The organism is Providencia sp. Me31A (genome assembly GCF_050487165.1).
Taxonomy (GTDB): Bacteria; Pseudomonadota; Gammaproteobacteria; order Enterobacterales; family Enterobacteriaceae; genus Providencia.
This window is the reverse complement of the sequence record NZ_JBKQGZ010000007.1, coordinates 64,253-81,749: the sequence shown is the minus strand read 5'-3', so window position 1 is coordinate 81,749 and position 17,497 is coordinate 64,253. Positions and strand designations below refer to the sequence as shown.

Genomic DNA, 17,497 nt, shown 5'->3' with positions numbered 1-17,497 from the left:
ATCATGGCGCGCTGAATTACTGGCACACCCCTTTAGCAGTTATAAACATGGCAAAAGAACAAACTGATCGTACCACTCTGGATTTGTTCGCTGAGGAACGAAGGCCTGGGCGACCTAAAACAAGTCCTCTATCACGAGATGAACAATTAAGGATAAACAAGCGCAATCAATTGAAACGCGACAAAGTAAAAGGATTGCGTAGAGTTGAGTTAAAACTGAATGAAGAAGCTGTCGCTGTATTGAATCAGTTAGCTGAAGAAAAAAATATAAGCCGTAGTGAATTAATCGAAGATATTTTATTGTCACAACTTGAACAGGTTAATGAAACAATACGCAAATAGTGTCATCTTGATAAATCACACAAATTTGACAGACTTAGAAACATTTTTTCGCCAAAATAAGGCGTAAAATTCTATTTATTTTCGATCTAAGTGAACGTTAGAAGCCCATATTTACTTCTATATCCCTTAGAAAAACAAGAGGTTAATCACTTTATGGCAGTCATAGGTATTTTCTTCGGAAGTGACACTGGTAACACAGAAAATATTGCCAAGATGATCCAAGAAAGATTAGGCAAAGATGTAGCAGAAGTTCATGATATTGCGAAGTGCAGTAAAGAAGATATCGACGCTTTTGATATTCTACTTCTGGGTATTCCAACTTGGTACTACGGTGAAGCTCAATGTGATTGGGATGACTTTTTTCCAACTCTCGAAGAAATTGATTTTGAAGGTAAACTTGTCGCTTTATTTGGTTGTGGCGACCAAGAGGATTACGCAGAGTATTTCTGTGATGCGATGGGAACTATCCGCGATATTATCGAACCACGTGGTGCTGTAATTGTAGGTCACTGGCCAACGGAAGGTTACCATTTTGAGGTTTCGAAAGGCATGGCTGATGATAACCATTTTATTGGCTTAGCTATTGATGAAGACCGCCAACCTGAGTTGACTGAAGAACGTGTCGATGCATGGGTAAAACAAATCTCTGAAGAAATGTCTTTAGCTGAAATTATTGGCTAAGCAAATTTATCTTATAGATAATGGGTCACATGTAGCTCAAAATGCACCATTAGCATACGTGATCCAGTCTAAAATAATCGATAAAATATCCTAATAGGGTAGACTTACGAAAGATTATCAAAATAATGAGACAATACATGGTTTCTATTTTTATTTTCCATGCCTATAATTGTAAATCAGTTTAGAAGACAACTGGATTTATGTTAAAAATGTCTCATTATTGTTAAATTTTGATTCAAGATACAGGACAAACCCGCATGACAGACAACAATAAGGCATTGAAAAATGCTGGACTCAAAGTCACTCTTCCAAGATTAAAGATTTTGGAAGTACTTCAAGAGCCTGAGTGCCACCACGTCAGTGCGGAAGATCTCTATAAAAAGCTGATCGATATGGGCGAAGAGATCGGGTTAGCTACCGTATACCGCGTATTGAACCAGTTTGATGATGCAGGTATCGTAACCCGTCATAACTTCGAGGGTGGGAAATCTGTATTCGAATTAACTCAACAACATCATCATGACCACTTAATCTGCTTAGATTGTGGGAAAGTGATTGAGTTCACTGACGAATCTATTGAAACTCGCCAGAAAAGTATCGCCGCTCGTCATGGTATTAAATTATCTAATCATAGTTTATATTTATATGGTCATTGCGCAGATGGTGATTGCCGCGAAAGTGCGGACGCACACGAAGCAAAAGAGTAAAACACTGTCATCCCTTAGTCAAAAGGGATGAATACAAACTAAAAACCCCAGATAGAATTGCTATCTGGGGTTTTCTTTTTGCAATGCTTAATGTTATTTCTTTTTTATAGTGATATTCCTAGAGGTATGCTTAACTGTTTCATTTTTATTGTTAATTTATTGTCTTAATAGCAATAACATTGAAGTTCTATATAATAAGTTGCAATTCAATTTAGATCCTTTATATTATTTTACTGATAAATTTATTGCCACTCTATTCTAGAGTATTATTTGAATATCATGGTGATATATAAACAGCACCGATGATGACTTCCTCAATTTATAACATATGAATATATATAAATTTATCTCATTAACTCACCATAAGTGTATTAACCCAAATTAATCATACTTGGTAAAATGTAATAAAACGTAAATTTACAACTTTAGAGCGTGCATAATTATTTAGATTAAACTGATTTTTTTGTAATTTGTAAGAGATTAACTGATGAAAAAAATATACCTTTTTATTAACATTAGTTTTTTCTTCTGGTTTCTTACTTTAATAGGATGGTTTTTCAATTACGCAACCATCACCTTGTTTTCATTTATATTATCAATTTTGTTCTTGATCTTATACTTCAATCAAAAAAAGGTAGGTAACATGTTCACCAAAAGACAAAACAAGCCAGCTCCAGAGATAAACATACAACCAACAGCTAGTGAGCCTGAAATTATTGCGAAAACAGCTAAGATAGAAGAACAAGTTACCACCGCCACTGTCAGTGAAGAAAAGACCAATACGGTGATCTCAAGAGATGTTATTTTTGAAGGAAACATTACTTCTAATGAGCAAGTACATATTTATGGTAAAGTCATTGGCAACATTACAGGTAAAAATAATAGCGTTAAAGTAATGCTCAATGGACAAGTTATCGGAAATATTACCTGTAACGATCTGGTTGTTAATGGTCGAGTTGAAGGTGAGTGCTTATCGGACTCCATCAATATTGAAAATAATGGTGAAATCCACGGTACTATCCATTACAGTAATTTATCAATTAAAAAAGGTGGTATTTTGTCAGGCCAAGCAAAAGTAAAAAACACTGCCTCACATGCTGATAAAGTGACTTTATTGAAAGATAAAATAAAGCATGACATTCCTACCGTTAATGAAGATAAAGGTATCGCTTAAATTTAAGCATTAGCTTACTTATTTAGAAAGTAAGGTGAAATGAATCCACCTTACTTTCTAGTTTAAAACTATTCTTTAATATACGTATATTTTCTTGTCTTATTATTCCATTTAATATCGTTCATATATGTTATGCGATTTAACAATATAATTTAATGGCAACCACAATACATATTTTATAGTAGTCATCTTACTCAGTAGATATTGCCACTAAAAAATGGTGAACGGCATCATCACCATAAATTTAATATCTTTTTCATCTTGGAAGATATTACCATAACCACCTCCATAACTAGGAATATCAGTATGGTTATCATACTTAGTAAAGTGCAGTTTAAATAACGTATCTTTTGCTCGCCCTGATTGTACGGTATATAAAATATCGAAGTTCCATGCACTTTCTTTTAAGCGAACATCTTGTGCATATTGTGAGTTAGTACTCGGCTTCGCATCCCAACCATAAATATAAGATGTTCCTACTTGCCAACCCTCTAAATCCCAATTTTTTAAATCGTACATCACGCCTGCATAAACGGCTTTTTCATTATTGGCGTTCCAGTCCGAACGACCATCCCACCAAATATCCATCCTACCGTTTGATGTTGCCCAACCTGGAGTCATACGCTGTAGGAAATATCCTTGATTGCCTTTCGCTTTGACATAAGTCCCTTCCACTTTAAAATCGAACTGCTCATAGGTATAGCCGAATGTCATCGCTTGTAGCCATGCTAAACCATCGTAAACATCGTTAACACCACCATCTGAGACCTTGTCTTTCGCTCCATAAAATTGATAGGAAAGACGTAAATCACGGTCCACAATAGGTACGGCATAGGAAGCCTTAGCAAAATACTGATCCATATAATCCTTCGCTTGACCATAAGCCCCTTCAAGCACTAAAGAATTTTTGAAATCATATTTAAAACCAACAGATTGTAGATAACTAATTCCAGTTAGGCCGTCCGCCTCGCGGAAATTGTACATCGTGCGATACCAAGGAGCCTTATAACGGTCAGTCCACATATAGGACATGCTCAGTTCACCATTTTGATCAAAGTCGAATACTCCCCCAACTTCTAACCCACGGTAGGTCCCTGGCATATAGCTCCAATGAGATGCTAATAGTGTTTGACCTGTCGGCTGAATGTAGCCACCTCTTCCCCAGAAAGGACCATATTTTAATTTTGCCGCCGCCTTATAGAACGTCACTCCACTACGATCACCAGTCCATTTTTCATCCCAACGAGATTTTGCATCACTAAAGCCAATTTCGTTTGGCGCAGCAGGACCACTATTTGATAATTCGATTGCGGTAAAGCCCGCTAAATCTAAACCTATAATGTCTTGAAAATACCCTGATGAAAAATCAAGGCTGGCATTGATAGTTGAGTGCTTAAGGTTATCGGCATATTTTTTATATTTATCACTATTTGGGTCTAAATCTTTACGTGACCGATCCCTTTGCCAATAATAAAAACCTCCTTTCAACGTTGAATCTTCAAGGAATTGTTCAGCGTGCATAATCGGCTGGTAGCCTATAGGAAGCATCGCTAACGCAATTTTTAAGACGAGCAACTTCCTGCCAGTATTGACATGTTGATTAACCATTCTTGTATTCCTCTAATATTTTTTAATTTTATTTTTCGGCCGAAATACGATTTAGCTTTTCATTTAAATCAAAGTATTCACAATAACTTATGTTATCTGTGATGTGGTTAGCCTATTTTTTGCAACGCGAATTATCAATACAGATACTGGCTTTGTTGCCAAAATATGATCAATGACACATTAATTTAAATTAACAACGATTATCACAAATGATGACACGATATATAGTTAAACATAACCATTTGATAAATTAGAACAATAATAAAATAGCCGTTAGGATAGAAGTCTTGCCAATAGACTAATAAATAGCTAATTAATGATTCAATTGACGTTATTTTGCTGTAATAACTTGTTTTATATCACCACATTGACCTCAGTGAATAAAAATGTATAACTGGTATAAGCATATTTAGATGGGTTTTCTTAATTTATTTCATATATCAGAGAAAAATGGATGACTCAAAATAACCAACAAGGCTGGAGCATTCTCCTGACGGGGAAAAACCTTTGGCTAACTCTAGCGTTAGCCGGTGGGATTTGCTTACATGCGATTAATGTTTATATCACAATTACAACATTGCCTTCTGTTGTTAGAGATATTGGTGGACTGCAATTTTATGCGTGGAACACGACGTTATTTATCCTTTCATCAATCATTCTTTCTGTTCTTACCTCTCAGATTTTAAATCATTTAGGTCCCAAGCGAAGTTATTTACTCGCCACTGTCATCTTCTTAATTGGTTCTGTTATTTGTGCAATCACACCCTCCATGCTTATTATGCTTATTGGCCGAATTATTCAAGGGGCTGGCGGAGGGATCTTACTCACGCTATCTTACTCAATGGTTCATATCGTTTTCCCTCAGCATTTGTGGTCTAAAGTTTTGGCTATGATGTCGAGTATGTGGGGGATGGCAACACTGCTAGGCCCTGCATTAGGTGGTTTTTTTGCTGAATATGCTGCTTGGAGGGGGGCATTTTGGTGCTTAGTGTTCGTTGGAATACCTTATTTGTGGTTAACTTGGCAAACTTTACCAAGTCATAACTTAAATGATAAAGACTCCCAACCCGCTATCCCAGTTCAAGCCTTAATGTTACTTTCGGCCGCGGTGCTGGCTATTTCACTCGGAAGCTTAAGTAAAGAAAGGTTTCTCCCCATTATTGGCATGTTAGCCGCTATTTTATTATGCATACGCTTAGCCAAACTTGAACGGTCAGCTAAAAATACGCTCTTCCCTCGTTCTACATTTCACTTCAAAGCTCAACTCGCCCCGATTTACCTCACGATGGCGCTACTGGGGCTTAGTGTGCAAACAGAAGTTTTTGTACCTTATTTTTTACAAACGCTTCATGGCACTGCTCCCTTATTGTCGGGTTATTTAGCCGCATTAGTTGGAGCTGGGTGGTCAATTTCAGCCATTATTTCGTCTTCTTTGAAGCCTGAGCATGCGATAAAAACGATACGAATTGGGCCTTGTTTTACTTTTAGTGCATTAGTTATTCTGGCACTGTTTATGACCAATACTTTGTATATTGGAAACCTGCAAATCTGGGTAATTTGCTTAGCATTATTCATAACAGGTGCCAGTATTGGTGCTACATGGCCCCATTTGCTCACTCGGGTTCTACAGGTTTCTATCGGCCCTGAATCACAAAAAGCGTCTTCCGCTATTACCACATTACAACTATTTTCGACTGCATTTGGCGCTTCTTTAGCGGGTTTAATTGCCAACCTTGCAGGATTATCAACACCTGGGGGCATCGAAGGAGCGCAATCCGCTGCGGGTTGGTTATTTAATATTTTCTCTCTGGTTCCATTATTTGCTTTGATGACTGCAAATATTGTTGCTAATAGGATGAAAAACAAAGAGAAGAAAGGCGACTAACTCATCGCCTTCTATCACTCACTAATATTGTTCAAACACTAATATTGTTCAAATAACTCTTGAATTTGTTTTGCATCTTTCGTTTGCGTTAAGGCTAATTGCAGTAAAACGCGAGCTTTTTGTGGATTTAACCTTTCGGATGCTACAAAGCCATATAAATTATCATCAACTTCGGTATTGCGTGTGGTATAACCTGTTGGAACGCGGCTTGAACGAACGACAACAACATCTTCTTTCGCTGCTTTCGCTAAAGCATCAAATATTGTTTTATACATATTACCGTTGCCCACGCCTGCGCTTACAATCCCTTCAACCCCTTCTTCTCTTAAGGCTTTCACTGGTGCTGCGGACGCATTAGCATAATTATAAACAATACCTACCGCAGGAAGTTTTTCGAGCTTGCTGACATCGAATGCCGCTTTGTCACCCCGTGGTTGTGGTGCTTGGAAATACGTGACTTTACCATCACGAATAAAGCCCTCCACCCCACCATTAACTGCATCAAACGCTTGAACTTCTGTGGTGTTCATTTTACCAATATTGCGTCCTTGAATCACTTTGTCATTCATCGCCATTAAAACACCGCGATTACCAGCTGATTTATTTGTCGCTAATACCACCGCATTATATAAGTTTAGAGGACCATCAGCGCCCAAAGCTGTAGAAGGGCGCATCGCACCAACCAGAACAATTGGCTTTTTACATTGCGTGGTTAAATCAAGAAAAAATGCCGTTTCCTCTAAAGTATCAGTACCATGAGTGACAACAAAACCATCTGTTTTATCACAATCTTGGTTAATTTTTTTCGCGAGTGCTAACCAGACTTGGTCATTCATATCTTGCGAACCTATATTAACTAGCTGTTCTCCGCTTAGATTAGCAATTTTTTTGGCCTCTGGTACCGCATTGATTAAGGCATCAATCCCCACTTTACCGGCTTGATAGCTTGAGGAAGTGGCCGAATCACCACCACCTGCTATCGTTCCACCTGTTGCCAATACCGTAATATTAGGCTGAGCGATAGCGGATACCGCAAACAGTGAAGCCAATGTCGCTAAAAGCACTTTATTTGTATTTTTCATCCTATTTCCCCTTCATTAATAAACTTTAGTTATTATGTGTATTTATACTGAATTTGATGTGACCTGTGTGATTATTTTAGGATAAATCATCAATATTAAGATGATTTATCTACGAATGAATAAAAAAGCGTGAGGCTTGCTGCAAAAATCCGTATCATAGCCCGTTTGAAACACGCTATTCACAAGTGACTGACAATGAGCCAAACTTTTATTCCCGGCAAAGATGCCGCTCTTGAAGACTCCATCGATGCATTCCAAACCAAATTAAAAAAATTAGGGTTTGAAATTGAAGAAGCATCTTGGTTAAACCCTGTACCAAACGTTTGGTCAGTACATATTCGCGATAAAGAATGCCCTCTTTGTTTTACCAATGGTAAAGGGGCGAGCAAAAAAGCCGCGTTGGCCTCCGCCCTTGGCGAGTATTTTGAACGTTTATCAACTAATTATTTTTTTGCTGACTTCTATTTAGGTAAATCCATTTCTGAAGGGGACTTCGTTCATTACCCTAATGAAAAATGGTTCCCACTCACAGAAGATGATAGTCTGCCTGAAGGCTTGTTAGATAACCGCCTGCTAAAATTCTATAACCCCGATGACGCCTTAGCAGCAAGCCAATTAATTGACCTGCAATCTGGCAATGAAGAGCGTGGCATTTGCGCCCTACCATTTACCCGTCAATCAGACAACCAAATCGTTTATATTCCAATGAATATCGTCGGTAACTTGTATGTCTCTAACGGTATGTCTGCAGGAAACACCGCTAACGAAGCTCGCGTACAAGGTCTGTCCGAAGTCTTTGAACGCTTTGTGAAAAATAAAATCATTGCAGAAAGTATTAGCCTGCCAACTATCCCAACCGATGTTATGACACGCTACCCTGCTGTCGTTGAAGCAGTTGAAACCTTAGAAAAAGAAGGTTTTCCAATTTTCTGTTATGACGCATCACTCGGTGGCGAATACCCTGTAATTTGCGTGGTGTTATTTAACCCACAAAACGGGACTTGTTTTGCCTCATTTGGTGCTCACCCTGACTTTGGTGTTGCTCTTGAACGTACCGTCACTGAATTGCTGCAAGGTCGAGGTTTAAAAGACTTAGACGTCTTTAACGCACCGACCTTTGATGACGAAGAGGTTGCTGATCATACGAATCTTGAAACCCACTTTATTGATTCAAGCGGTTTAATTAGCTGGGATCTGTTCAAAGATGATGCTGATTATGCCTTTGCAGATTGGAGCTTTAAAGGAACAACGCAAGAGGAATTTACGACGCTTATCAATATCTTCAATAAACTGGGAGCTGAAGTTTATATTGCAGATTATAACCATTTAGGCGTCTACGCTTGCCGCATTTTAGTACCAGGCATGTCAGATATTTACCCTGTTGAAGACTTGCATATCGCGAATAACGCCATGGGTGCTTATTTACGCGACACGATAATTAATCTGCCGGATAGCCAATGGGAAAAACAAGACTATCTTGCCCTTATTGAGCAATTAGATGATGACGGTTTAGATGATTTTACCCGTGTTCGTGAATTACTTGGTTTAGCCGTTGGTAAAGACAATGGGTGGAGCAACTTACGTATTGGCGAATTGAAATCCATGCTAGCACTCGCTGGCGGTGACCTTGAGCAAGCACTCGCTTGGGTTGAATGGACACAAGATTTTAATAGTTCAGTGTTTACTGCTGAGCGAGCAAATTACTATCGTTGCTTACAAACCTTGCTGTTGTTATCCCAAGAGGAAGAGCGTGACCCATCGCAGTACTTTAGCGCATTTGTCCGTATGTATGGGCAAGAAGCCGTGGATGCCGCCTCAGCGGCTATTGCTGGCGAGTCATGCTTCTATGGCTTGTGGTCAATCGATGATGAGCTCAAAGCATTACCTGCACATCAAGCCTTGCTGGCGGCTTACGAAAAGCTACAAAAAGCAAAGCGCGATAGCGCCTAATGTGAACTGAAAACTGACGGGGAACTTTACCCCGTCAATATTCTTACATTTTATAGCTTCATATTAATTATAAATCCAATGAACGTTTCCAACATAAAAATAAGTAATCAACCCGATGTATTCAATTTGAATTAATCCCTATCTTGATTAAAATTTAGAATTAGCCTAATTGTTAGATAAATATTGCAGCAAATCGAGATTTCTAGACGTGAATGCTCATGGTTTATATCATAAAATATAGAGGAACATTGATACATAAGTTAAATTCAATTCCAAAGAGATCATATTCATCTTAAATCGTTAACATTTACGCGTATATTTTCACTTATTTTGGTTCTCCAAATTAACATTATAAAAATTTTTAATAAAATTTAAAAAATATTTAAATGTTATTTATCAATAAGATAGGTCGCGTTTTAACATCTCATTAACCAAATTTGCCACTCTCTCTATAGAGTTCATGATCCATATCAAATTTATCATTTATTCCCTTTGTTACTATTATTACGTGCTATAATTAATCAACTTTGTAAGAGAGTGTTGGTATGAAAGCTGACAACCCTTTTAATTTATTGCCACCTGCCGTAATGGCACAAGTCGCAGACGATGCAGCCTTTTATAAGGCGAACAAACATCCTGCAATTACTTACTTGTCAGCATTCACTGCCGGTATTTTTATCTCTATTGCGTTTGTATTCTATATCACGGCAACTACTGGGGCGGCTGAAGCGCCTTATGGTTTTACTAAGCTCATTGGTGGAATTTGTTTTTCACTAGGTCTTATGTTAGTCGTTATATGCGGTGCAGACCTGTTCACTTCCACCGTACTCACTATTGTCTCAAAAGCCACAGGTAGGATCACTTGGGGACAAATGTTCCGCAATTGGTTTCATGTCTACATTGGCAACTTAATTGGTGCGTTATTCTTTGTCGCCATTATCTGGTTCGCTGGGCAATATACCGCAGCAAATGGCCTATGGGGTCTAAACGTTTTACAAACCACCAGCCATAAATTACACCATACGTTTGTTGAAGCAGTTGCATTAGGCATTTTAGCAAACTTAATGGTCTGCCTTGCGGTTTGGATGAGTTATGCAGGCCGTAGCTTAACAGACAAACTGGTTGTTTTAGTTCTACCCGTTGCGATGTTTGTTGCAAGTGGTTTTGAGCATAGCATCGCAAACATGTTTATGATCCCACTAGGGATTATGATTAAAGAATTTGCCCCTGCTGAATATTGGGCTCAAATCAATATGTCACCAGAGCAGTTTTCGCACCTCACTGTCGGAAACTTTATTACAGATAACTTAATTCCAGTCACGATTGGAAATATTATTGGCGGCGCAATTTTAGTCGGCCTCATTTATTGGTTCATGCATTTACGTAGTGGCCAAAAACACTAATAGCCACTGACACACACGAAAAGATTTATTAAGATCCCTAAAAGATCCATTGTTAAAAGGTAAAAGTATCATGTCCGAGTTAAATGAAAAATTCGCTTTAGCATGGCAAGGTTTTAACCAAGGTAACTGGCAGAATAACGTCGATGTACGTGACTTCATCCAGAAAAACTACACTCCATATGAAGGTGATGAATCTTTCTTAGCAGGCTCTACTCCAGCAACTGACAAGTTGTGGGACAAAGTCATGGAAGGGATCAAAATCGAAAACCGCACTCACGCACCTGTTGATTTTGATACAGATGTTGCGTCAACGATCACTTCTCATGATGCGGGATACATTACTAAAGAATTAGAAAAAATTGTTGGTTTACAAACTGACGCACCTCTGAAACGTGGTCTTATCCCGTTCGGTGGTATCAAAATGGTTGAAGGCTCATGTAAAGCTTACGACCGTGCCTTAGACCCTGAAATCAAAAAAATCTTCACTGAATACCGTAAAACTCACAACCAAGGTGTTTTCGACGTTTACACGCCAGACATCTTAAAATGCCGTAAATCAGGTATCTTAACTGGTCTACCTGATGCATATGGTCGTGGTCGTATCATCGGTGACTACCGTCGTGTTGCTCTGTACGGTATTGATTTCCTGATGAAAGACAAATTTAACCAATTCACCTCTTTGCAAGAAAGATTAGAAAAAGGTGAAGACCTGCAAATGACTATCCAACTGCGCGAAGAAATTGCTGAACAGCACCGTGCATTAGGTCAAATGAAAGAAATGGCTGCAAAATACGGTTACGATATTTCTGCGCCAGCAACAAATGCACAAGAAGCAGTACAGTGGACTTACTTCGGCTACTTAGCCGCTGTTAAATCACAAAACGGTGCTGCAATGTCATTTGGTCGTGTTTCTACCTTCTTAGACGTATATATCCAACGTGACTTAGAAGCAGGTAAAATCACCGAACAACAAGCACAAGAACTGATTGACCACTTAGTCATGAAACTGCGTATGGTACGTTTCTTACGTACGCCTGAATACGATGAGCTGTTCTCTGGTGACCCAATCTGGGCAACTGAATCATTAGCAGGTATGGGCCTTGATGGTCGTACTCTGGTCACTAAAAATACATTCCGTTTCCTGAACACACTGTATACTATGGGCCCATCTCCAGAGCCTAATATGACTATCTTGTGGTCAGAAAAACTGCCTCTGAATTTCAAAAAATATGCAGCGAAAGTCTCAATCGACACTTCATCTGTTCAGTATGAAAATGATGATTTGATGCGTCCAGATTTCGATAACGATGACTATGCAATTGCATGTTGCGTAAGCCCAATGATTGTGGGTAAACAAATGCAATTCTTTGGTGCTCGCGCTAACTTAGCAAAAACCATGCTGTATACCATCAACGGTGGTGTTGATGAAAAAATGAAAATGCAAGTGGGTCCTAAACATGCGCCAATCATGGATGAAGTCTTAGACTTTGATACTGTGATGAACAAAATGGATCACTTCATGGATTGGTTAGCAACTCAGTACGTCACTGCACTGAACTGCATCCACTTTATGCATGACAAATACAGCTATGAAGCATCTCTGATGGCGCTACATGACCGTGATGTCTATCGCACAATGGCATGTGGTATCGCAGGTCTGTCTGTTGCAGCTGACTCACTGTCTGCAATCAAATACGCAAAAGTGAAACCAATTCGTGATGAAGATGGTATTGCTATCGACTTCGAAATCGAAGGTGAATACCCGCAATTCGGTAACAACGATTCACGTGTTGATGACATCGCTTGTGACTTAGTTGAGCGTTTCATGAAGAAAATTCAGAAACTGCCGACTTACCGTAACGCAGTACCAACTCAGTCAATTCTGACCATCACCTCTAACGTTGTTTATGGTAAGAAAACAGGTAACACACCAGATGGCCGTCGTGCAGGTGCACCATTCGGACCAGGTGCAAACCCAATGCACGGTCGTGACCAAAAAGGTGCCGTAGCCTCACTGACTTCAGTTGCTAAATTACCATTTGCTTATGCGAAAGACGGTATTTCTTATACCTTCTCTATCGTGCCAAATGCATTAGGTAAAGATGACGACGTTCGTAAAACCAACTTAGCAGGTTTGATGGATGGTTACTTCCACCATGAAGCATCTATCGAAGGCGGTCAACACTTGAACGTTAACGTCATGAACCGTGAAATGCTATTAGATGCAATGGAAAACCCAGAGAAATATCCACAGCTGACTATCCGTGTATCAGGTTATGCAGTGCGCTTTAACTCTCTGACTAAAGAGCAACAGCAAGACGTTATTACTCGTACTTTCACAAGCACAATGTAATAATTAGCTTATTAAAATAAAGTAAATTAAAGACCCCGCTTTATGGGGTCTTTTTATCTATACCAACAACGATATTTTTCTCTAAAGTTTGCGGTATGACAGATATTTTGGAGTGCCTGCTATGTCTATCGATGATACTAAAACTAAAACAATAGCGACAACTAATGTGACAGAAACACCAACCACGCTCGGCCGCATTCATTCTTTTGAATCATGTGGTACCGTCGATGGCCCAGGAATCCGTTTTATCGTCTTTTTCCAAGGCTGTCTAATGCGCTGCTTGTATTGCCATAACCGCGATACATGGGACACTCACGGTGGCAACATCGTCACTGTTGATGAATTAATGAAAGAAGCCGTTACCTATCGCCACTTTATGAATGCGACTGGCGGTGGTGTTACTGCATCAGGCGGTGAGGCCATTTTACAAGCTGAATTTGTTCGCGACTGGTTCCGTGCATGTAAAAAAGAAAACATCCATACCTGCTTAGATACTAACGGCTTTGTTCGTCGTTATGACCCTGTCATTGATGAACTGATGGATGCCACTGACTTAGTGATGTTAGATTTAAAACAAATTAATGATGATATTCACCAAAAGCTCGTCGGCGTGTCAAATCACCGAACACTAGAATTCGCGCAATACCTTGCGAAACGTAACCAAAAAACCTGGGTTCGCTATGTGGTGGTGCCAGGTTGGAGTGATGACGACCATTCCGTGCATTTATTAGGTGAGTTTACTAAAGATATGAGTAATATCGAGAAAATTGAATTGTTGCCTTATCATGAGCTTGGTAAACACAAATGGGAAACTATGGGCGAAGAATACAAACTTGATGGTGTTAAACCACCATCAAAAGAAGTCATGGAACGTGTTAAAAGCATTCTTGAAAGTTATGGTCACAAAGTAATGTATTAACGCTAATTAGGGTTCTATCATGAACCCTAATTACCCAACTTTATATTATCGAAATAAAGGAAGGTGCCCTATCAACTGAGTAACCGATTTCTTATTTCCGACTAAACCAATACCTGCTAATTGAATATCTTGATATTGTTGTTCTGACAGCTTTTGCTGATATTCATCATAGGTTCGGCAAGACTGAGCAAGTAAACTAAAAGGAATAATATAAATATCATTTTTCTGGTATGCAGCCACTTCAATTTCTTTCATATATAGTTCTGCTGATTTTAAAATAGGTAATGGCGCATAGATCACTCCAGGGTAATTTACATTATCTAAACTATTAAGATCGCTCCCCACCATATTATTGACTTTATTTCCTAAACTGACACCAATAACACTTGCCGCATTCATCGCCAACCCATTGGATAATTCTTGATTTACCACAATGGCACAGCGGTGCTCTACAGGATTAAACAGTGTTTTGTACTAGCAAAAATACAGAATGGTTTATTAATCTCGATAAAATTTTGACTATTTTTATATTTCCATAAAATGCATTTTATTCACGATAATAATTAATCATCAATACCTTACCAGAATAGTCTGCTTTATAATGCATCAACTTATCTGCATACTACAGCAGATAAGTTAGTTACTCTGTAAACTTGAAATACTTATCTATAATAATATATTGCTAATTCACGACTAATAGGTTCCTTTTTTATCATGAATAATGAAAACTTCAGTGCAGATAACAACCCTGCACCTACAATTAACGCAGAAACTCAAGTCGATACATTTGTTTTTCATGCAGAGCCTCGATCAGTTGATGCAGGCGAAGGCGTTAACTGGATCAGCCAATCTTGGTCTCTAGTGAAAGAAAAACTGGGTATGTGGATCTTGATTAACATCGTTCTATTTGCTTTGATTTTAATCATTTCAATGATCCCATTCTTAAATTTATTGATCACTTTTATTACACCTATTTTTATTGGTGGTATTGTTGCAATCAGTGAAAACCAGCGTAAAACAGGTCAAGCAGAAATTGGCTTACTGTTCGCAGGCTTTCAAAATAAATTTGGTGCACTGTTTGCCGTTGGCGCAATTAACTTTGCGGCGAATTTAGTGGGGATGATCATCGCATTTGTTATCGGTGGCTCTGCTATATTTGGCTTATTAATGGAAAGCAACCAATATGGCACACCTTCTGATGCGGCTATTCTTGCATCTTCGGGATCATTCTTCTTTGCTATCATTATCATTGCTGTCGCGGCATTAGTGGGTACTGCGCTAACATGGTTTGCTCCGGCTTTAATCATGAACCATAACTTCACCGTTGGCGCGGCAATTTCAGCAAGTATTCAAGCGGTTAAGAAAAATATCCTACCAGGCCTGCTGTTCTTTATCGTTATTTCTATTTTAATGGTAATCTCAGCAATTCCTTTAGGCTTAGGTTTATTAGTTACAATGCCTATTATGTATGTTTGCTACTACAGCAGCTACCGCAGCCTATTTTACTCTCAAGTAAAATAATCTCATAGTCGGTTCAATGAATACCACTAAGCTATAACAAATTAAAAGGGAGACTTTATATCTCCCTTTTTACTTTTCATTCTGAACTCCCTACCCACATCAAGATCAGTTCAAAATAAATAAACTCTACGCTACACTCATCTACATTAATTTAAATTAATAGGAATATTCCACCCATGCATTTTGATATTACTGACCTAAAGCTGTGTGTGAATGTCGCCAATGCAGGAAGTATTACAGGTGGTGCAAACTTAACACATATTACATTGCAATCGGCTAGTGAGCGCATTCGAGGTTTAGAACATAAGCTAGGCGTTGATTTATTTATTCGCTCTGTAAAAGGAATCTCTTTATCTAATGCAGGTTCCACTTTCATCGAACACGCAAATGCCATTTTGCAACAACTTGAATTGATGCAAGATGATTTGCGCCAATATAGTCAAGGCTTACGGGGACACATCAATCTCCTATGTAATGCCTCAGCACAGATGGAATTCTTACCATTACGTATTAGCGCCTATTTGCGCCAACAACCTAGCATGTCAGTTTCTGTGAAAGAAATGCCAAGTAGCGATATTGTCAGTGCGATCAAAAACAAAGTTGCTAACCTTGGCATTATTGCAGATTCCTGTGACTTTTCAGGGCTTGAAAGCCGCCCATTTTGCTATGACGAACTTATCGTTTTAGTTCATACTAATAGCGTATGGACGCAATTTGAGCACATCTCATTCGCACAAATTATTAATTCTGAATTTATCGGTTTATCTGAAGATAATCCGCTACAAAAACATATTGATAGTCATGCGAGACAACAAGGTAAACGGCTCAATTACCGCGTACGAATGCCTAATTTAGACGCAGTCATGCAGGTTGTTAATGATGGAGTTGGCATAGCAATCATACCTAAACATGCGGCACAACGGTTTAACTCCCCCACAAGTAAAATACTTAAGCTCACTGAATATTGGGCACAGCGCGAATTAGTCATCTGTACCCGTGATTTCACTCAACTCCCTGATCATACTAATGAGTTTATTAATTTCTTAATCAACTGGGAGTCGCCGTAATATTAATACTAATTTATTAGCATATGCAGACCTAAAAGCATTAACCCGATGAAAAAACAACGTCGAAATAGGGTTTCACTGATAACTTTGCGAAAATATTGACCAAGGTACATACCAATAATGGCAGGAATTAATGCCAAAAAAGAAAGCCCCCAGTCAATGCTACTCTGTTGTTGATCCATTGCTAACTTTATTGCTAATGCCACTGTTGATGCAGTAAACGCTAGCCCTAATGCCTGAATCAGCTCATCTTTGTTAAGTTTTAAGCTCTGTAAATAGGGCACCGCAGGAATAACAAAAACGCCAGTTGCTGCGGTGATCAACCCTGTTATATAACCTATTGTTGGGGAAAGCCAAATTTCATTCTTTCCCTCGACTGATGGCATTTTTTTCGCCCGAATTCCCCAGAAGCCATAGATAATAAGAACACCACCTAAAGCTAGCATCGTCCAACTCGATGATGACGTTAATGAAGGTAAAAAACTAAATACCGTTCCTAACAAGATACCCGCAATAAAACCCCATAATCGTTTAACCAACGCCATAAACTGCGGCCCAAGCAACAATTGCCATATATTGGTGATGAAAGAAGGAACAATTAACAAACTCGCTGCAACCACAGGCTCCATAGAAATGCTCAATAATCCCATTGCTATCGTTGGCAACCCTAAACCGATCACCCCTTTCACCACACCTGCTAATAAAAACACGCCTATGACTATTTCCATTCAATCCTCCCCACCAAGATATTATTTGCTGTAGCCTAACCATCTTCATGAAGTGGCACTATCTGGAAAATACTCAGG

General features: G+C 38.9%; 15 protein-coding genes. 11 read left to right on the top strand and 4 right to left on the bottom strand.

Annotated elements, in window-relative coordinates:
* Window positions 1-47: 47 nt before the first annotated feature.
* From ybfE to ACLPIE_RS07305, 4 genes are all read left to right on the top strand, one after another.
* Entirely contained in the window at window positions 48-341 is a 294-nt protein-coding gene (gene ybfE / locus ACLPIE_RS07320) for a LexA regulated protein (protein WP_430260867.1), read from the top strand.
* 153 nt (window positions 342-494) lie between these two features.
* Window positions 495-1,022: a flavodoxin FldA gene (gene fldA, locus ACLPIE_RS07315; RefSeq protein WP_430260866.1), complete on the top strand. Its 528-nt coding sequence runs from the start codon at window positions 495-497 to the stop codon at window positions 1,020-1,022.
* Between the two features lie 257 nt (window positions 1,023-1,279).
* Window positions 1,280-1,729: a ferric iron uptake transcriptional regulator gene (gene fur, locus ACLPIE_RS07310; RefSeq protein ID WP_430260865.1), complete on the top strand. Its 450-nt coding sequence runs from the start codon at window positions 1,280-1,282 to the stop codon at window positions 1,727-1,729.
* A 643-nt stretch (window positions 1,730-2,372) separates the two neighbouring features.
* A complete protein-coding gene (locus tag ACLPIE_RS07305; RefSeq protein WP_430260864.1) occupies window positions 2,373-2,903 on the top strand; it encodes a bactofilin family protein in 531 nt (176 codons plus the stop codon).
* A 210-nt stretch (window positions 2,904-3,113) separates the two neighbouring features.
* Here ACLPIE_RS07305 and chiP read toward each other — a convergent pair whose 3' ends face one another.
* A complete protein-coding gene (gene chiP, locus ACLPIE_RS07300; protein WP_430260863.1) occupies window positions 3,114-4,511 on the bottom strand; it encodes a chitoporin ChiP in 1,398 nt (465 codons plus the stop codon).
* A gap of 454 nt (window positions 4,512-4,965) precedes the next feature.
* On the opposite strand from chiP, the gene ACLPIE_RS07295 reads away from it, so the two are divergent.
* On the top strand, window positions 4,966-6,396 hold the full coding sequence (locus ACLPIE_RS07295; protein WP_430260862.1) for an MFS transporter: 1,431 nt from the start codon (window positions 4,966-4,968) through the stop codon (window positions 6,394-6,396).
* Window positions 6,397-6,434: 38 nt separating this feature from the next.
* Here ACLPIE_RS07295 and ansB read toward each other — a convergent pair whose 3' ends face one another.
* Window positions 6,435-7,478: an L-asparaginase 2 gene (gene ansB, locus ACLPIE_RS07290; protein ID WP_430260861.1), complete on the bottom strand. Its 1,044-nt coding sequence runs from the start codon at window positions 7,476-7,478 to the stop codon at window positions 6,435-6,437.
* 195 nt (window positions 7,479-7,673) lie between these two features.
* Here ansB and ycaO point away from each other — a divergent pair, with 195 nt between their 5' ends.
* The 4 genes from ycaO to pflA all read left to right on the top strand — a co-directional run bounded on the left by ycaO (window position 7,674) and on the right by pflA (window position 14,103).
* Window positions 7,674-9,428 carry a 30S ribosomal protein S12 methylthiotransferase accessory factor YcaO gene (gene ycaO, locus ACLPIE_RS07285; RefSeq protein WP_430260860.1) on the top strand — a complete coding sequence of 585 codons (1,755 nt, stop codon included), beginning with the start codon at window positions 7,674-7,676 and terminating at the stop codon, window positions 9,426-9,428.
* Between the two features lie 545 nt (window positions 9,429-9,973).
* Window positions 9,974-10,831 carry a formate transporter FocA gene (gene focA, locus ACLPIE_RS07280; RefSeq protein WP_430260859.1) on the top strand — a complete coding sequence of 286 codons (858 nt, stop codon included), beginning with the start codon at window positions 9,974-9,976 and terminating at the stop codon, window positions 10,829-10,831.
* 70 nt (window positions 10,832-10,901) lie between these two features.
* Entirely contained in the window at window positions 10,902-13,184 is a 2,283-nt protein-coding gene (pflB, locus tag ACLPIE_RS07275) for a formate C-acetyltransferase (protein ID WP_430260858.1), read from the top strand.
* A gap of 121 nt (window positions 13,185-13,305) precedes the next feature.
* Complete coding sequence (pflA, locus tag ACLPIE_RS07270; protein ID WP_430260857.1) at window positions 13,306-14,103, top strand: pyruvate formate lyase 1-activating protein; 798 nt, start codon at window positions 13,306-13,308, stop codon at window positions 14,101-14,103.
* A gap of 45 nt (window positions 14,104-14,148) precedes the next feature.
* Here pflA and ACLPIE_RS07265 read toward each other — a convergent pair whose 3' ends face one another.
* Entirely contained in the window at window positions 14,149-14,568 is a 420-nt protein-coding gene (locus ACLPIE_RS07265) for a DUF2000 domain-containing protein (RefSeq protein ID WP_430260951.1), read from the bottom strand.
* A 249-nt stretch (window positions 14,569-14,817) separates the two neighbouring features.
* On the opposite strand from ACLPIE_RS07265, the gene ACLPIE_RS07260 reads away from it, so the two are divergent.
* A complete protein-coding gene (locus ACLPIE_RS07260) occupies window positions 14,818-15,624 on the top strand; it encodes a BPSS1780 family membrane protein (protein ID WP_430260856.1) in 807 nt (268 codons plus the stop codon).
* Between the two features lie 176 nt (window positions 15,625-15,800).
* Entirely contained in the window at window positions 15,801-16,691 is an 891-nt protein-coding gene (locus ACLPIE_RS07255; RefSeq protein ID WP_430260855.1) for a LysR substrate-binding domain-containing protein, read from the top strand.
* Between the two features lie 8 nt (window positions 16,692-16,699).
* Here ACLPIE_RS07255 and ACLPIE_RS07250 read toward each other — a convergent pair whose 3' ends face one another.
* Window positions 16,700-17,419: a sulfite exporter TauE/SafE family protein gene (locus ACLPIE_RS07250; RefSeq protein WP_430260854.1), complete on the bottom strand. Its 720-nt coding sequence runs from the start codon at window positions 17,417-17,419 to the stop codon at window positions 16,700-16,702.
* Window positions 17,420-17,497 lie beyond the last annotated feature (78 nt).

Bases quoted from the DNA above. Each gene is read 5' to 3' on its own strand.
- ybfE (WP_430260867.1), top strand. From the start codon at position 48: ATGGCAAAAGAACAAACTGATCGTACCACTCTGGATTTGTTCGCTGAG.
- fldA (WP_430260866.1), top strand. From the start codon at position 495: ATGGCAGTCATAGGTATTTTCTTCGGAAGTGACACTGGTAACACAGAA.
- fur (WP_430260865.1), top strand. From the start codon at position 1,280: ATGACAGACAACAATAAGGCATTGAAAAATGCTGGACTCAAAGTCACT.
- ACLPIE_RS07305 (WP_430260864.1), top strand. From the start codon at position 2,373: ATGTTCACCAAAAGACAAAACAAGCCAGCTCCAGAGATAAACATACAA.
- chiP (WP_430260863.1), bottom strand. From the start codon at position 4,511: ATGGTTAATCAACATGTCAATACTGGCAGGAAGTTGCTCGTCTTAAAA.
- ACLPIE_RS07295 (WP_430260862.1), top strand. From the start codon at position 4,966: ATGACTCAAAATAACCAACAAGGCTGGAGCATTCTCCTGACGGGGAAA.
- ansB (WP_430260861.1), bottom strand. From the start codon at position 7,478: ATGAAAAATACAAATAAAGTGCTTTTAGCGACATTGGCTTCACTGTTT.
- ycaO (WP_430260860.1), top strand. From the start codon at position 7,674: ATGAGCCAAACTTTTATTCCCGGCAAAGATGCCGCTCTTGAAGACTCC.
- focA (WP_430260859.1), top strand. From the start codon at position 9,974: ATGAAAGCTGACAACCCTTTTAATTTATTGCCACCTGCCGTAATGGCA.
- pflB (WP_430260858.1), top strand. From the start codon at position 10,902: ATGTCCGAGTTAAATGAAAAATTCGCTTTAGCATGGCAAGGTTTTAAC.
- pflA (WP_430260857.1), top strand. From the start codon at position 13,306: ATGTCTATCGATGATACTAAAACTAAAACAATAGCGACAACTAATGTG.
- ACLPIE_RS07260 (WP_430260856.1), top strand. From the start codon at position 14,818: ATGAATAATGAAAACTTCAGTGCAGATAACAACCCTGCACCTACAATT.
- ACLPIE_RS07255 (WP_430260855.1), top strand. From the start codon at position 15,801: ATGCATTTTGATATTACTGACCTAAAGCTGTGTGTGAATGTCGCCAAT.
- ACLPIE_RS07250 (WP_430260854.1), bottom strand. From the start codon at position 17,419: ATGGAAATAGTCATAGGCGTGTTTTTATTAGCAGGTGTGGTGAAAGGG.